This window comes from Acinetobacter sp. YH12112 (assembly GCF_013418945.1).
In the GTDB taxonomy this organism is placed as follows: domain Bacteria; phylum Pseudomonadota; class Gammaproteobacteria; order Pseudomonadales; family Moraxellaceae; genus Acinetobacter; species Acinetobacter indicus.
Genome location: NZ_VPBA01000028.1, coordinates 1 through 15,567 on the forward strand (window position 1 = coordinate 1; position 15,567 = coordinate 15,567).

The window sequence follows — 15,567 nt, forward strand, 5'->3', positions numbered from 1 at the left end:
CGTATATTGAACGCTATAATCGGACCATACGTTATAGTTGGCTGAGCAAGCATTTATTTGATACTTTGGATGAAGTACAAGATTATGCAACAAACTGGTTGTGGCATTACAACCATGAAAGACCACACCAAGCAAACAAAGGAAGGCCACCTCTAATGGCTGCTTAACCTCTACTTTTAACTTCGGTTATTTATGGGAGGATTACCACCCCTCATATACTGTAGATAAAGTAGGCATTCCAAATCGTAAGAATATTGCTAAAGCATTAGATACTTACAATGCGTATAGCCCTCAAGTTAAAAAAAACTTACATAGCTATATCCAAACCTTGGGCTTACCTATGGATGCAAATGGTAAATACACGATTACAGACGAAGAGTCCTTAAAGAATTTTGTATATGCCATCTAAGAGCGTTTTTACACAACACAAGCATCTACAGAAAAGCGTTTAGCTCAGGCTTATGTTCCAGTTTAGTATATTTATTTTTCATAGCTTCCGAATTAACACTAAATTTCAGTGAGATAAAAAGTGTAAATTTTTAAGTATTTTTTATTGAATTTTTACAAAATACAATACATAATTCATTAAGTTTTTGAAATATATATATTAATTATAATTTGGTATGTATATACTTTTTAAGGCCATCATCTAAAGCAGAAAATAAATAAAAACCCTTTGTTTTGGCAAAGGGTTTTTTATTGCCTGTGTGAAAAGTAGGATAGATCAATTGAGGAAAACGATAAAAACTTCAATGGAGATAGAATATTTAAATCTGTATTTCCGATTATTTTTATAAAAAAGTACTGTTTTACCGATTTACCTGAGTTTTGTATTCTAGCTTCACAAGATAAGCAATCCCCACAACGCACTGAGGAATACAAAATGAGTTTAATCAATACCCAAGTGAAAGCCTTTAACGCTACTGCTTACCAGAATGGTCAATTCATTGAAGTGTCTGAGCAGGACATGATCGGTAAATGGTCGGTGGTATTTTTCTATCCTGCAGACTTTACCTTTGTCTGTCCAACCGAATTAGGCGATCTGGCTGATCATTATGCTGAATTCCAGAAAATGGGCGTTGAAATTTATGGCGTATCCACTGATACCCACTTCACCCATAAAGCCTGGCACGATACTTCAGACGTGATTGGTAAAATCCAGTATCCGCTGATTGGCGATCCAACCTGGACTCTGGCAAAAAACTTTGAAGTGTTAATTGAGGCTGAAGGTCTGGCTGACCGTGGTACTTTCGTGATTGATCCGGAAGGTACCATCCAGATTGTTGAAATTAACGCTGGCGGTATTGGCCGTGATGCCCAGGAACTGCTACGTAAAGTCAAAGCAGCGCAATATGTCCATGCACACCCAGGTGAAGTTTGCCCGGCAAAATGGAAAGAAGGTGAAGCAACGCTTGCACCGTCAATCGACCTGGTCGGTAAAATCTAATCCAGTTGCATTTATCTTCTGATGAAAATCCAGAACTCCGGTTCTGGATTTTTTTTGTCTGTTGAAAGAGAAACCAAGCAGAATCCGGATACGCCTGGATGATTCTATTCTTGCAATGCAGTATGCCAGATTTGCGCTAGCTGGCCGCACCGCAAAGGCTTAACATGAAACGATCAATTCTCCTTGCAGGCGCAGGACAGTATGAAAAAAATAATTGGTTTATATCGAAATAAAAACATGCACTGGGTCGGTGATGGTTTTCTGGTACAGAACCTGTTTGCTTATGACCGTTTAGGTCAGGCCATCAGCCCATTTTTATGCTCGACTATGCTGCGCCTTATCCGTTTGAGGCGACGAAAGCGCAGCGTGGTGTGGGTTCACATCCGCATCGTGGCTTTGAAACTGTGACTCTGGCCTATCAGGGTGCCGTCACCCATCAAGATTCGGCCGGTGGCGGGGGCACTATTCAGACTGGTGATGTGCAATGGATGACAGCCGGTGCCGGCGTGGTGCATGAAGAGTTTCATTCTGCCGATTTTGCCGAAGCCGGTGGACTGTTTGAAATGGTCCAGCTCTGGGTCAATTTGCCAGCCAAAGACAAAATGACCACGCCGCGTTATCAGGCTATTGCCGCTGCCGATATTCCCCGAATTGAACTGGACGATGCCGCCGGGCACCTCCGGGTGATTGCCGGGAACTATTTAGGTCACACCGGGCCGGCACAGACCTTTAGTCCGGTCAATGTCTGGGATGGTAGCTTGCATAAAGATGCGCAAACCTTTGTGCATGTCCCGGTGACTCACAATGTCCTGCTGGTGGTGCTAAAAGGTGAGCTGCTGGTGAATGGCACTCAACAGGTGCAGGACAGTTCTATCGTGATGTTTGCCCGCGATGCCGAGCCGACCATTCAGTTGCAGGCGCAGCAGGAAACACAGTTTTTAATTCTGACCGGTGAGCCATTAAATGAGCCAATTCAAGGCCATGGTCCTTTTGTGATGAACAGCAAACAGGAAATTATTCAGGCCTTTGATGACTTTCATTCTGGTAAGTTTGGCCAAATTCCGCTGCAAAGCTAAGCATTCAGCGATCCTGCTGCGAAAAGAAAAAAGCCTCTGATAAAAATCAGAGGCTTTCTTGTTATTGCGCTGTTAAGTTTCTTGTTTTATCTCATTTGTATCATTATCTGTAATGATTTTATGTGATGTGGTTGTCATTCTTGTGTGGGGCGTATACTAGCGGAAAGCACGCGCTTTGTAAAACAACTATTCTAAAACTGGTTAATTTATATCTATTGTTTTTAAATGATTTTTAAAAATTAATAAATAAATTTCAGGTATTTCTTATATTTACACGGGGCTTGAAAATACGTTAAAAAATGTAACAGAAGTGGCATTTTAGAACTTTATTACACTTTGTAAAAAGGGTGAATCTGGTAGTTTTTAATAGCTCATTTTGGCAAGGCATGGTTCATAATTTCGGTCAATGTTTTCATTAACGGATAAGACGTTTTGGATATTGCAGTCATCGGTAGTGGCATGGCTGGGCTAGCTACCGCAAGAATTCTTAAAGATGCAGGGCATAACATTACAATTTTTGAAGCTCTGCCTAGACGTGGAATGGACAGCCACAGTACTGAGTTTGAAGGCGGTTTAATTGACGCACCGCTGCGGGTCATGAATCCGCATTTGTGGAAAAACACGCTCAGTTTAGCCACTTATCTGGGTATTCCGACCTTCCCGGTACGGACCTATATGGCCTGTAGCTGGTTGTTTGAGGACCGGACCGAAACCTGGTTAACCACCTCGCGTACGCGTATCGGGAATTTCCCGATTATCAATAACCGTAAAGGCTTGCAGCAATACGGCTGGCGTCTGGTTAAAGGCATGTTGCAGTTAAAAACGGCAATTGCCAAATTCTTCCGGTCGAAGAATCAGGACATTACCCTGGCCGAGTTCATCAACCAGAATGAAATTGAAGAAGTGTTCTGGCATGGCGCGGTAATGCCGGTGTTGTACACCATCTGTACCTGTAACCCGAAAACCATTGGCGAATGGCCAGCGAAGCCGCTGTTGACCTTCTTGCGTCAATTGACCGATGGTGATGCGCTGTTGCGTATTCAGGGTGGCACTCCGGCGCTGGTGAATAAGCTGATTGAAGGTATTCATATCAAGAGTGGTTCACCCATCACCCATATTAGCCAGCAAGATGATCAGGTCTATGTCAAAAATGCCGAAGGCGAAACTGCGGTATTTGACCGTGTGGTGGTGGCCACCCCAACCACCAATATCGAGAACTTCCTCGATCGTGAACAGTTTGCCGAAGATATTGCCTTGTTAAAGCAGTTCAAGTTTGAACAGGGCGAACTGGTGATTCATACCGATAGCACAGTGATGCCGCCAAAACGCAAAGACTGGTCGGTACTGAGCTATATGATGGACCGCAAGTTTACCCGTCAGCAATTTACTGTCTGGCTAAACTCGATTGAGCCATCGCTGGTCGGTAAAACGCCGGTGTTCCAGACCTGGCGTCCGGTCACGCCTATTGATCCGAAGAAAGTCATTTCTTCTGTCACCCTGACCCGTGCGGTGGTGGATTCAAAAACTGTGGCACTGAACAAAGAATTGCAACAGCGTCATAAAGTCGCTGATCGCAAGGTGTTCTTCTGTGGTTCATGGTCATGTGACGGCTTGCCAATTTTAGAATCAGCCGTGACTTCAGCCATGCATATTGCAGAAATTTTTGGTGCACCGTTGCCGTTTGTGGGCTTAAAACCTAAAGTAGAGGTTGCTCCCCAACTCGGCTATTAATCTATGCGCTGGCTTCAGGCAATTTTTCGACAGGCTCCTTCCCATAAATATGCAATCAATGCAGCGCTTTTGGGAGATCCTGCCGAGTTGCCCTGGAGCAATCTGGGCTACTGGCACTCATCTGCACAGGACTATCCGGCGGCGTGCCAGCAGCTGGCCGATCATTTGGCCGAAGCCGTTCAGTTGCAATCCACAGATCGGCTGCTCGATTTAGGCTGTGGACAGGGCGCCAGCCTGTTGCACTGGCAACAGCATTATCAACTCTCAAATATTACCGCCGTTGAACTGCAAACGACCTGTGTCGAGCAGATTCAAGCGCGCTGGCCAGAGCTGCCCATCTATGCGCAGTCTTTTTTAAATTTAAAAAATCTCATACCTCTGGCGCCATTTGATGTGGTGCTGTGTATTGATGCGGCCTATCATCATGCTTTGAATTCATTTCTGGATGCCGTGCAACCGGTTTTAAATTCAAAAGGCCGTCTGGGTTTTCACACCCTGATATTGTCACCGCAGTTTTTAAATTCAAATACTGTGCAGCAGCACGCTTATCGCGCTTTATTAAAGGCGGCGGATGTGTCGTTGCCGGAACTGAAAACCGCAGTACAACTGGAGCAGTGTTTGCAGGAACGCGGTTTTACCCAGATTCAGATTGAAGATTTATCTGCACCAGTGTTAAACAGATTTGCCGAATATATCCAGCAGCTGCACTGGCCGCAGCACAGTTCAGGTCTGGACCGGATCAAGATTGCCATGACCGCAAAGCTGTGCCGACGTTTATATAAAGATGGCTGGGTGAGATATGTGCAAGTGACCGCACACACGCAATAAAGCAGAAAAAATAGCGCCATAAAAACAACAAAGGCCCACTAAAATAGCGAGCCTAAGAAAATGGTGCCGGCACACGGATTCGAACTGTGGACCTACTGATTACAAGTCAGTTGCTCTACCAACTGAGCTATGCCGGCATTGTGGAGTTGCATTTTACAGATTTTTAATTCGGGCGCAAGCGAAAAAATAAGCAATTAAAAGTAGGCGACAGGCGCTGTTTTATTTTTATCCAGCTCTTGTTTTCGCGCTTAAACATCGTGGAAGAGGCAAGTTTCTGCTCAAGACAACAATAGCTCACGTTCAGGGCGAGCTATTGTTTTGAATTTAAAATAAAGGGGGGGTTAAGTGCCGCAGAGGCGTGCTACTTGCTCCTTAAAATACGGTCTAAATCTTGTGCACATTCTTCAAGGGTAAAAGCCATATCGAGTTGCATTTGTGGTTTGAGTTCGTTGGCGAGAGATCTCCACTGCTCAATAAGTTTAAGGGCTTTTTGAATTTTATGTCGATTGAGGTCTTTGGCGATGGTGGGGGTATAACCACCACGTTTGGCATTTTTAATTTGTTTGACATAATTTGCGCTGTTATTCATGCTCGCTCCCGAATAGCAGTTTTTTGACTGATTGGCTTTAAACATCTTTTTTGGCACGATTAAATGAAGAATATTTTTTAAGTTAATAGTTTTAAACAGTTGTTTATTTTGCCTATTGTTCTCCTTGTTCTGTTTAGGTCTGTGTTTAACATAGCACAATGCTTGCTGCTGTAAAGCTTGCGAATTCTATGCCACTTTTTATTGTTGTAGCATGAGATGATGACTTTTTGTTGACATCTGTGGTTTAAAAACAGGTTGGAACTGTGGCAGGCTGTAACTTTCACATATATGCGGGCAGGATGGCATAACCCGAAGATCATGCTTAACAACCCAAAAGATGAACGGGGAGTCAGAAAAATTGATGCTATTTTCAGCAAAGCCTGAGATGGTGCTGGAAAAATAAGCGCTACAAGTCAATGAATTTATCAATATAGTTTTGAATTTGATAGAAAAAGTCTATCTCAGGTTTCCTGTTTTATCTGTGTTAAAAACTTGACCATCCATTTAAATTTTAGGGAAGCAGATGCGATAGAGGCTCTGCTTTTTCAACTATAAATTTAAATTCAAAAGCTGATGAATTTAAAACTTAGCGGATGTATTCAGGCTCAAGTTTTTAAATTCAAAAAAATAAAAGTACTGTTGTTATTTTAAAATCTAATCCAGAAACAATCAGATAATTTCACTGTCTGGAACTGAATAATTTTGAAAAAGCAGAAAAGTCGAAGCATAAAAAAAAGACCCAAATTTTACAATTTGAGTCTTTTTAAACATTCTGGCGGTGAGAGAGGGATTCGAACCCTCGATACGCGTCAACGTATACACACTTTCCAGGCGTGCTCCTTCAGCCACTCGGACACCTCACCATAGGCCGTGGATAATACCCAAAAAAAGTCACTCTGCCAAGCTGAAACAATTGATTTGCGGAAAAACTTTTGGGCTGGTGCTATTATGCGCAAAAATACGGTCTATCCATGAAGACATTCTATGCAAAGTACTGCAAAAAAAGCCGCCCTGCCTGTGATTACCCTCGCGGCACTGGGCGTAGTTTTTGGTGACATTGGAACGAGTCCACTCTATGCCTTGCGTCAATGTTTCCTGACCGCACATCTGGCCATTTCTGAAGGCAGTGTTCTGGGGATTTTATCGCTGATCTTCTGGTGCATGATGCTGACCATCAGCTTTAAATACGTCACCATCATCATGCGTGCAGACAACAACGGTGAAGGCGGGATTATGTCGCTGCTGGCCTTAAACCTGCGTACCACCCGTATTTCTGAACAGAAGAAAATCTACCTGATTGCACTGGGCTTTATTGGTGCATCGCTGTTTTTTGGTGATGGGATTATTACCCCGGCCATTTCGGTGCTGTCGGCGATTGAAGGGCTGAGTATTGCCACCCCGATGTTTAACCAGTGGCTGATTCCCTTATCTATCGGGATTCTGGCCGGACTGTTTCTGGTGCAGCGTCATGGTACCGGCATCATGGGCACCTTCTTTGGGCCGTTGACCCTGCTCTGGTTCCTGTCGATTGGCGGGGTGGGGCTGTGGAGTATTATCCAGACGCCGTATGTGCTGGCGATGATCAGCCCGCACTGGGCCATCAACTTTGTGCTGGAACAGCCTTATGTGGCCTTTTTAACCATGGGCGCAGTCATTTTGACCATGACCGGTGGTGAAGCGATTTATGCCGATATGGGGCATTTTGGCCGCTTGCCAATCCGGATGGCCTGGTTTGTGATTGTGCTGCCATGTCTGTTATTGAATTACGCCGGACAGGGCGCCTTGTTGCTGCGTGATCCGGACGCGATTACCAATCCTTTCTATCTGCTGGTGCCGGACTGGGGTCTGTATCCGATGATTGCGCTGGCCACGGCTGCGGCGGTGATTGCCTCACAGGCGGTAATTACCGGTGTATTTTCGATGGTCAATCAGGCTATTCAGCTGCGTTATTTGCCGCGTTTATCGGTCAAGCATACCTCAGAAGTGGAACAGGGCCAGATTTATTTGCCGTTCATTAACTGGGTACTGTTTGTATCGGTGGTGATTCTGATTCTGCTGTTTGAAAACAGTGCCAATCTGGCCAGTGCCTATGGCGTAGCGGTGACCATGACCATGCTCTGCGGCACCATTTTAATTTCCATTCTGGCCTATGGTTTCTGGCGCTGGCCGGTGTGGAAAGTGCTGCTGTTTGCACTGCCTTTTTTAATTCTGGATCTGATTTTTGTCGGTTCAACCTCACTGAAAATTGTCGCCGGTGGCTGGGTACCAATTTTAATTGGTGCCATTGTATTTACCCTCCTGATGACCTGGAAAGATGGCCGCGCCTTGCTGATTCATCATCTGGAAAAAGATGCCTTGCCGATTGAGCTGTTTATTAAAAGTATCAGCATGGGCAATGACACCAAATTTGTGCCGGGCGAAGCGGTATTCTTGACTGGTACGCCGAATATCGTGCCACATGCGATGCTGCATAACATCAAGCACAACAAGGTGCTGCATGAGCGCAATATTATGGTGACGGTGGTGACGCGCGATATTCCGTATGTGCCGCAAGAAGAGCGGGTGCAGATTGAACGGCTAGATGAACGTTTTTACCGGATTTTTATCTATTACGGTTTTAAAGATCAGCCGAATATTCCGCGCGCGTTAAAGCAGGCCTATGATGAATTGGGCTTTGAATTCGACATGATGCAAATGAGCTTCTTTATTTCACGTGAACGCATTATCAGCACAGTCGGCGAAGGCATGGCACCGTGGCGGGAAAAGCTGTTTATTTCGATGCAGCGCAATACCAGTCCGGTCAGTGACTTCTACCAGATTCCGACCAACCGGGTTGTGGAGCTGGGCAGTCAAATCCAGATCTGATGCAACGGCGTGGTCTCAACGCAACTGCAATAAAAAAACCAGAGCATAGCTCTGGTTTTTTTGGAGGATAAAAGCCTAAAACAGGTCTTTAATTGGCTTCATTCAGGCTTGGGGCTTCAGGTAAGGCTTGAACAGGCGCTTGCATTTGCTCGGCGCCAGCTTCAGGTGCGGCCTGAATAGCAGGGTCTGCCATTGGTGCTGCTTCTGGTGCAGCGGCTAAGGCTTCCTGGGTAACATCGGTTTCGGCTTCTATACCATTCACCGGCGCTTCAGCTGAGGAGTCCATCATGGGCGCTGCATTCTGGGCGGCTTCCGCTGCTGGTGCAGTCAACTCTGCTGCGGGTGGTTCAGTAATAGGCTGCGCGCCCTGTGCCAGCGGATCGGTTGACTGGCCGGCCGGTACCGGTTGTGAGGTCAGCGCTGATGCATCGGGTGCAACCGCTTGTACCGGGGCATCATGGCCTGGCGCCTGGGCGGGTGCATCTGCCGGAATCACATCCAGCTGCGGATTGGTCGGCATCGGCTGAACCACTTGCGGATTGGCTTCAGAGACAATGCGCACCTGACCGCTGGCCACGATATCCTGCAATGAACCCGGCTGACCATTGACCGTGGTCACCACTTTGGCTTTCGATAAGCTTTCCAGGGTATCACCCGGTTGAATGGGAGGTTCGGCAAAGGCAGTTGCACTCATTAAACCGGTAATCAGGCCGGCACCCAGTAATTTGGAATACATAGATTCCTCCATCAAATTTTTATCACACGATTTTTTCGTGAACTACCTTGGCATATAACCTTGGCCTGACGCAACGCATCACACTGAAAGCCATCCAGACTTATCATAAACTGCGTTAAAACTCTGACAGACTGTTACACAGTCACCGCCTGTACAGCGGTTTATTGTCTAATTGTTAAGCGAACAACAGCCAGAACATATACAAGCTGCAGACCCCTTGTTAAGCTCGGCCAATATGTGATTCTTATAGTTTTTAGCAGTGTAATGGCCAGAAAAAAGCGCAGTACAAGTCAGCCTCTCTTTCCCTTTTTTCATCAAGGAAGTTTAAAAGTTGTTTTAGGTGTGGTGGCCGCTGGCAGTTTCGCGATTGCCTTTGGACAGGAAAAAATCAGCCAGTGGATGTCCTTGACACCAAGCACTTCGAATAGTGCCTGTCTGGAACAATTTTACCGTGATGTGCCGCCGTATTTAATTAAAGACAGCCTGCGCAAAGACAGTTATCCGCTGTGCTTTAATGGTTTTAATGTGATGTATTCCGGCGTGTCCAAAACTCCGCTGTGGGTGGCAGAAAGTCTGACCCCGGCGCGTTTAAGCCAGAAAATTCCCCGTGAAGACAGTTTCCATGAAGAAGAGCGGGTGAAAGAGCAGCACCGCGCGACCTTGGCGGATTATCGTGGTTCAGGTTATGACCGCGGACATATGGCCCCAAATGCGGATATGTCCAATAAAGCGGCGCAATACGACAGTTTCTCGCTGGCCAATATGGTGCCGCAAGCGCCGAAGAATAATCAGCAGGTCTGGCGTGAACTGGAAGAAGCCACCCGTGCGCTGGTGACCAAGCATAAACAGGATGTGTATGTCATTACCGGGCCGACTTTTAGTGGCAAAAAACTGAAAGCGATTGGTAATGGGGTGATTGTTCCAACCTCGGTGTATAAAGCCATTTACTTACCTAAAACCGGCGCAATTGGCGCCTACTATGCACCGAATGACAATTCCCTGCAGGTCAAGGTGGTCAGCGTCTGTTATTTAGAAGAACAGTTGGGCATTAACCTGTTTCCGCAGCTGACCGAAGAGCAAAAACGCAATACCTATAAATTGCCGCTGACCGCCAACGCGGTAAAAGCCAATAAACCACTGGAATATTCGCATTGGGATGCAGAAAGCCAGTGTGCTGAAGATGTTGCCCCGGAGCAGCTACAGGCCTTACAGCGTCAGTTTAAATCGGGAGGTAGCACGGCCACTGCCAGTGGTACAACCTTGGATGCCGATACCCAGGATGCCATCATTAAGCAGTTGATTGAGGCCTTGTTGCACTATATCTTACAGTTAATGAATAAAAGCTGATCAGCGCATATAAACGGCAGGATGGCAATTGATCCTGCCACAACAACAAGCATTACGGCCGAGGTGGGTATGTTTAAACCGTTTCAACATGGGACAGAATCTCATGCCATTCATGATCTGACTGTCGAGAATGATCTGGACTGCGTGAATGTCTATGGCAATTTACAGCTCACCAAGGACCAGGCGGGTCTGGCTGCGGCTAAAGCCTTGCAGGCACTGCTGAATGAGGTGGTTGCGGCTCTGGAAAAAGAGCCAAATCTGCCTGAAAAAGTCCAGCGTACCGAAGTACGGGAAATCGAAAATCCTTTTCTTTGACATTCTTCCTGTCTTAGAGGACAGGGTTTTTACGCTCTAACTAATAAACTGTTCATTTAAAATATAAAAAAGCCCACCGAAGTGAGCTTGTAGGACGTGCAGCAAGATTAGTCCTTCTTGCCAACCACTTTATAAATCACCGCGCCAATTACCGCACCAATCATTGGTGCAACCCAGAATAACCAGAGCTGGCTTAAGGCTGCAGTTTCTGCAAAGAACGCTACACCGGTACTACGGGCCGGGTTGACTGAGGTGTTGGTGACCGGAATACTGATTAAGTGAATCAGGGTTAAGGCCAGACCAATTGCAATTGGCGCAAAACCGGCCGGCGCACGCTGATCGGTAGCGCCTAAAATAATAATCAGGAAAAAGGCGGTTCAGACAATTTCAATGATCAGTGCTGAAACGAGTGAATATTGCCCCGGGGATAATTCACCAAAACCATTGCTGGCAAAACCACCGGTGCCGCTAAAACCGGCCTGACCCTGGACAATCAGGTATAAAATCCAGGCCGCGACGACAGCACCCAATACCTGGGCAACGATATACGGGAGCAGTTCTTTGGCTTCAAAACGGCCGCCGGCCCATAAGCCCAGACTCACGGCCGGGTTAAAGTGACCGCCTGAAATATGCCCCAAGGCATAGGCTGCGGTTAAAACGGTTAAACCAAAGGCAATCGATACGCCGACAAAGCCAATGCCCAGTTCAGGGAAGGCTGCAGCCAGCACGGCACTACCACAGCCGCCGAATACCAGTCAAAAGGTCCCCAGAAATTCTGCACAATATTTATTCATTTTCATGTCTCCAGAATTTTATTTATGTGATGAAAATTATAAAGTGTGAAATATATCACACTATTTTTGTAAAATACTCTTTTTTTATGTGCTTCAAATTAAACTAAAAAGATGAAAGATTGGTTAAGTTGTTCTGACGCCATTGCTGTGGAGTGTGCTGGGTCCACTGCTTAAAGGCACGCTGAAAGGCACTCTGTTCCGAATAGCCGAGCAGCAGGGCAATTTCCTGCAGGCTTAAATGTGGATCTTTTAAATATTGTTCGGCCAGTAAGCAGCGTACTTCCTGAATCCGTTGTTGATAGGTGGTGCCTTGCTGCTGTAAATGCCGTTGTAACTGCCGTACTGACAAATTCAGCTGCTGGGCAATATGTTCAATCTGGTACATATTGCGTTGTAAACCGGTCAGAATCGCCTGCTGTAAACGGTGGTCAATCTGGGTGGAATTTGGCAGTTTTTCCAGCAGAGCCTTGGCCTGTTGGAGCAATAAATGCTGTAAGGTCTGATCCCCCTGATAAAAGGGTTTGGACAGCTCCTGCAACGGCATTAGCACCTGGGTTTTTTCCTGGGAAAAACGTACCTTGCAATGAAAATACTGCTCATACAGTGCCACATGTCGTGGCGCCGGATTCTGGAAATGCACCTCATGCAGGCAAATATCCTGAAATTCCATAAAATGTTTCAGGAATTCCACCATCAGCGCAATGGCAATTTCATTGGTCAGTTGCGTGGTCATGGTCGGCGGCAGATCAGCCCAGCGAATGGAGAGATAATTGCCTTGCACTTCCACCTGTAACGGACTGCCGTCATACACCAGCCGGTGAAAGTCATGATAGCGTTGCAACGCTTCGCCCAGATTGTCACAGGACAGGGCAATATAGGCAATAATGCCCAGATGTTTGGGCTGCACCAGTGCGGCAATTTCCAGTCCCAACGCCGGACGCTGTAGCTGCTGTTCCAGTTCGGTCAGCAAGTCGCGCCAGAGAATATAATCAAAACGTTCCTGATGTTGAACCTGCTGTAATTTTTCTGGAACCGGCAGCTGTTGTGCTTGATAAAAGTCGTACAACAACTGGGCCAAGCCACCATAAATCGAGCCGGTATAATCCTTTATCCGTTGCATAGCTTGTCATTTTATTCTTGTCGTGATTTGTCAATCATATTCAATTTTTCCGTCAATATCTAGCCTGTGCCGACGCTTATAGTGAAGGAAAAGCACAGGAGGACTGGAGCATGTTAAAAGGATTTATTGCAGGTTTATTGGTGGCCAATGCCTTTGAATGGGTGGCACATAAATATGTATTACATGGTACCCATCGGCCGGGGCAGCCGCGTCACAGTCCGGTGCCACGCAGTATGCGTTCGCATTGGGAGCATCATCGTGAGGTGCGGAAAAATCAGTTTAATGATGAAAGCTATGTGATTGGCTGGTCGCACTGGCGCAATAAAAACGAGATTATTTCGCTGGCCGCCGCCGCGGGTGTATTTGGGCTGGTATTTTTCCCGATTTCCAAAGGCATGATGGCCGGCAGCATGTATAGTGCCCTGAATTATTACTATATTCACCGCCGTGCCCATTTGGAGCCAGAGTGGGCCAGAACAAAAATTCCCTGGCACTATGACCATCATATGAACAGCAATCAGGATGCCAACTGGTGTGTAACCAAGCCCTGGTTTGACTATATTCTGGGCACCCGGGTTATATCTTCACCGGATTTGCAGGAGCAGAATCCGCTCGGGATTGCCTTGCCACGGCCGCTGTCGGCGCTATTAAACCGCGGCGCGGAAAAATTCTTCCCGGCCAAATGGGTCGACCGGAATGAAAAGCCATCCCCAGATCTTGAGTCGCTACCTAAAGCCAGTTAATGAGAGGGTTAATAACTGCTAATTGAAATCTACTTATTTCTATATTATTATATACAGATGAGTAGATATGTTAGTATTGGCGTTGCAGCTAAAACACTGGGTGTTTCCATCCAAACCCTAAGAAGATGGGATGAGGAAGGCACTTTAGTCGCAGATAGAACCCCAAAAAATCACAGACGTTACGATCTAAGCAAGATCACACCTGAACTTATCCATGATCTATCAATCCAGAACAGCCGAAAAACTATTGCTTATGCAAGAGTATCTAGTCACGATCAAAAGGCTGATCTTGAGCGACAAAAACAAGTTTTGGAAATGTACTGTGCCAAGCAGGGATGGACATTTGAGATTATTAGTGATTTAGGCTCAGGGATGAATTATCACAAAAAAGGGCTTAAGGCTCTTTTGGATGGAATTATTAATAATGAAATTGGTCGATTGGTTTTAACCCACAAAGATCGATTATTACGTTTTGGTGCTGAATTGGTTTTTGCTTTATGTGAAGCTCGGAATGTTGAAATTGTAATTATTAATCAGGGTGAAAATTTGAGTTTTGAGGAGGAACTGGCTCAAGATGTCCTGGAAATTATCACTGTATTTTCAGCACGATTATATGGAAGCCGAAGTAAAAAGAACCAAAAGTTAATACAGGCGGTCAAAGAAGCACTATGAGTCGATTTATACGAGGGCATATCATTGAATTGATGCCCAATAATAAACAAGCAAGCCATTTTGCTCAGGCAAGTGGTGTTGCTCGTTTGTCGTATAATTGGGCTTTAAGAGAGTGGCAGCGACAATACAAGGCTGATAAGGAATATCGAGATCAGTGTGAGTATTATGATGTTGCGGTGAATGAAATGCTTCTTAATAGACCTAAAGAGAGTAAATTAAGAAGACACCTAAACACTTTTAAATTTGAAAAATATCCTTTCATGAAGAAAGTGACTAAGTGCGCACCACAGTTGGCGATTAAGCAGTTGGGTAGTGCTTTTGATAGATTTTTTAACGGCAAATCAGGATACCCCAAGCCAAGAAAAAAAGGCAAGGATGACCGTTTTTCATTATCAAATGATCAATTTAGCGTCAAGGGTCGGTCTATTAAAATCCCTAATTTGGGTTGGGTGAAAATGACTGAGAATCTGCGCTATAAGGGTAAAATTCTCTCGGCCAAAATATTTAAACAAGGTGGTAAGTGGTTTGTATCAATCGCTGTCGAACTCACCCAGATCGAAAAGCTTAAACCGAAAACAGGTTTAAGTATCGGTGTTGATTTGGGTGTCTCTAATCTTGCCACCCTTTCAAATGGTGAGGTTATTCCTTCTAACGCACCACTTAAAAGACAGCTTGCAAAACTAAGACGACTCAACAAGTCTTTTAGTCGTAAGAAAAAAGGTAGTCAGAATCGAGAAAAAGCAAAAGCCAAGCTATCTCGCCTGCACTATAAAATTGTCTGTCTACGCAAGAATAATCTTCATCAAGTCACAACGGATTTGGTAACACGTTTTGATGTGATTGCAATTGAAGATTTGAATGTTAAAGGCATGTTGAGGAATCGTAAACTCGCAAGAGCTATATCCGATATGGGTTTTTATGAGTTTAAAAGGCAGTTGATTTATAAAGCCAAACAGCATGGAAAATCGGTACTTTCGGTTGGTCGATTCTTCCCAAGTAGTAAAATGTGTTCGTGCTGTGGTGAATTAAATCAATCTCTCACACTTTCTGCGCGAGAGTGGAAGTGCTTAGTTTGCCAAACCATCCAAAATCGTGATGTCAATGCATCAATTAATATCCTGCGATATGCGGATAAAGATTTAATCACTGCATAAGTGGTGATTAAGGCGGTGAGTTACACCGTGACAGCCTATGGAATTGAGGTAATCCCTAAAGCAAATGCTTTAGGTTCTTGATGGTGAAGTAGGAATTAAACATCAAACCCACATTGAGTAGGTTTGAGTAGGTTTTAAATAACGGTTGTT

13 protein-coding genes, 2 tRNA genes and 2 pseudogenes are annotated in these 15,567 nt (G+C 45.3%); 11 read left to right on the forward strand and 6 right to left on the reverse strand.

Going from position 1 to position 15,567, the window contains the following annotated elements; translation table 11 throughout:
- The 5 genes and pseudogenes from FTU50_RS10895 to FTU50_RS10915 form a co-directional block, all read left to right on the forward strand.
- The coding region (locus tag FTU50_RS10895; protein WP_180047395.1) for an integrase core domain-containing protein at nucleotides 1-167 on the forward strand (167 nt) is incomplete at its 5' end.
- 716 nt (nucleotides 168-883) lie between these two features.
- Nucleotides 884-1,447 (forward strand): alkyl hydroperoxide reductase subunit C, encoded by a 564-nt coding sequence (ahpC, locus tag FTU50_RS10900; RefSeq protein WP_005180661.1) that lies wholly within the window; start codon nucleotides 884-886, stop codon nucleotides 1,445-1,447.
- 201 nt (nucleotides 1,448-1,648) lie between these two features.
- Nucleotides 1,649-2,523, forward strand: a pseudogene (locus FTU50_RS10905) (pirin family protein).
- Between the two features lie 432 nt (nucleotides 2,524-2,955).
- The gene (locus FTU50_RS10910; protein ID WP_127800065.1) at nucleotides 2,956-4,254 is read left to right on the forward strand and encodes an FAD-dependent oxidoreductase; all 1,299 of its coding nucleotides are present in this window, start codon (nucleotides 2,956-2,958) and stop codon (nucleotides 4,252-4,254) included.
- 3 nt (nucleotides 4,255-4,257) lie between these two features.
- Entirely contained in the window at nucleotides 4,258-5,082 is an 825-nt protein-coding gene (locus tag FTU50_RS10915; RefSeq protein ID WP_180047391.1) for a cyclopropane-fatty-acyl-phospholipid synthase family protein, read from the forward strand.
- 61 nt (nucleotides 5,083-5,143) lie between these two features.
- On the opposite strand, the gene FTU50_RS10920 is transcribed toward FTU50_RS10915, so the two are convergent.
- The 3 genes from FTU50_RS10920 to FTU50_RS10930 all read right to left on the reverse strand — a co-directional run bounded on the left by FTU50_RS10920 (nucleotide 5,144) and on the right by FTU50_RS10930 (nucleotide 6,534).
- Nucleotides 5,144-5,219 (reverse strand) — tRNA-Thr (locus FTU50_RS10920).
- A gap of 224 nt (nucleotides 5,220-5,443) precedes the next feature.
- On the reverse strand, nucleotides 5,444-5,671 hold the full coding sequence (locus FTU50_RS10925; protein WP_005180651.1) for a hypothetical protein: 228 nt from the start codon (nucleotides 5,669-5,671) through the stop codon (nucleotides 5,444-5,446).
- Nucleotides 5,672-6,444: 773 nt separating this feature from the next.
- A tRNA-Ser gene (locus FTU50_RS10930) sits at nucleotides 6,445-6,534 on the reverse strand.
- A gap of 121 nt (nucleotides 6,535-6,655) precedes the next feature.
- On the opposite strand from FTU50_RS10930, the gene FTU50_RS10935 reads away from it, so the two are divergent.
- On the forward strand, nucleotides 6,656-8,536 hold the full coding sequence (locus FTU50_RS10935) for a potassium transporter Kup (protein WP_104513218.1): 1,881 nt from the start codon (nucleotides 6,656-6,658) through the stop codon (nucleotides 8,534-8,536).
- An 88-nt stretch (nucleotides 8,537-8,624) separates the two neighbouring features.
- Here the strand turns inward: FTU50_RS10935 and FTU50_RS10940 are convergent, their stop codons facing one another.
- Nucleotides 8,625-9,272: a hypothetical protein gene (locus FTU50_RS10940; protein WP_163141045.1), complete on the reverse strand. Its 648-nt coding sequence runs from the start codon at nucleotides 9,270-9,272 to the stop codon at nucleotides 8,625-8,627.
- A 264-nt stretch (nucleotides 9,273-9,536) separates the two neighbouring features.
- Here FTU50_RS10940 and FTU50_RS10945 point away from each other — a divergent pair, with 264 nt between their 5' ends.
- On the forward strand, nucleotides 9,537-10,619 hold the full coding sequence (locus FTU50_RS10945; protein WP_180047389.1) for a DNA/RNA non-specific endonuclease: 1,083 nt from the start codon (nucleotides 9,537-9,539) through the stop codon (nucleotides 10,617-10,619).
- Nucleotides 10,620-10,688: 69 nt separating this feature from the next.
- Complete coding sequence (locus tag FTU50_RS10950; RefSeq protein ID WP_005180612.1) at nucleotides 10,689-10,934, forward strand: hypothetical protein; 246 nt, start codon at nucleotides 10,689-10,691, stop codon at nucleotides 10,932-10,934.
- A 107-nt stretch (nucleotides 10,935-11,041) separates the two neighbouring features.
- On the opposite strand, the pseudogene aqpZ reads toward FTU50_RS10950, so the two are convergent.
- Nucleotides 11,042-11,689 (reverse strand): annotated as a pseudogene (aqpZ, locus tag FTU50_RS10955) (aquaporin Z).
- 142 nt (nucleotides 11,690-11,831) lie between these two features.
- Entirely contained in the window at nucleotides 11,832-12,848 is a 1,017-nt protein-coding gene (locus tag FTU50_RS10960; RefSeq protein WP_168408842.1) for an AraC family transcriptional regulator, read from the reverse strand.
- A gap of 110 nt (nucleotides 12,849-12,958) precedes the next feature.
- On the opposite strand from FTU50_RS10960, the gene FTU50_RS10965 reads away from it, so the two are divergent.
- Genes FTU50_RS10965 through FTU50_RS10975 form a run of 3 tightly spaced genes read left to right on the forward strand, consistent with a single transcriptional unit; the run spans nucleotide 12,959 to nucleotide 15,417 of the window.
- Nucleotides 12,959-13,591, forward strand: a complete 633-nt coding sequence (locus FTU50_RS10965; protein ID WP_104472616.1) for a hypothetical protein — start codon at nucleotides 12,959-12,961, stop codon at nucleotides 13,589-13,591.
- Between the two features lie 57 nt (nucleotides 13,592-13,648).
- On the forward strand, nucleotides 13,649-14,263 hold the full coding sequence (locus tag FTU50_RS10970) for an IS607 family transposase (protein WP_075167936.1): 615 nt from the start codon (nucleotides 13,649-13,651) through the stop codon (nucleotides 14,261-14,263).
- Entirely contained in the window at nucleotides 14,260-15,417 is a 1,158-nt protein-coding gene (locus FTU50_RS10975; RefSeq protein ID WP_180055147.1) for an RNA-guided endonuclease TnpB family protein, read from the forward strand. The genes FTU50_RS10970 and FTU50_RS10975 overlap by 4 nt, the downstream gene beginning before the upstream one ends.
- Nucleotides 15,418-15,567: the final 150 nt, after the last annotated feature.

Coding starts and splice junctions, on each gene's coding strand:
- ahpC (WP_005180661.1), top strand. CDS start 884: ATGAGTTTAATCAATACCCAAGTGAAAGCCTTTAACGCTACTGCTTAC.
- FTU50_RS10915 (WP_180047391.1), top strand. CDS start 4,258: ATGCGCTGGCTTCAGGCAATTTTTCGACAGGCTCCTTCCCATAAATAT.
- FTU50_RS10925 (WP_005180651.1), bottom strand. CDS start 5,671: ATGAATAACAGCGCAAATTATGTCAAACAAATTAAAAATGCCAAACGT.
- FTU50_RS10935 (WP_104513218.1), top strand. CDS start 6,656: ATGCAAAGTACTGCAAAAAAAGCCGCCCTGCCTGTGATTACCCTCGCG.
- FTU50_RS10940 (WP_163141045.1), bottom strand. CDS start 9,272: ATGTATTCCAAATTACTGGGTGCCGGCCTGATTACCGGTTTAATGAGT.
- FTU50_RS10945 (WP_180047389.1), top strand. CDS start 9,537: ATGGCCAGAAAAAAGCGCAGTACAAGTCAGCCTCTCTTTCCCTTTTTT.
- FTU50_RS10950 (WP_005180612.1), top strand. CDS start 10,689: ATGTTTAAACCGTTTCAACATGGGACAGAATCTCATGCCATTCATGAT.
- FTU50_RS10960 (WP_168408842.1), bottom strand. CDS start 12,848: ATGCAACGGATAAAGGATTATACCGGCTCGATTTATGGTGGCTTGGCC.
- FTU50_RS10965 (WP_104472616.1), top strand. CDS start 12,959: ATGTTAAAAGGATTTATTGCAGGTTTATTGGTGGCCAATGCCTTTGAA.
- FTU50_RS10970 (WP_075167936.1), top strand. CDS start 13,649: ATGAGTAGATATGTTAGTATTGGCGTTGCAGCTAAAACACTGGGTGTT.
- FTU50_RS10975 (WP_180055147.1), top strand. CDS start 14,260: ATGAGTCGATTTATACGAGGGCATATCATTGAATTGATGCCCAATAAT.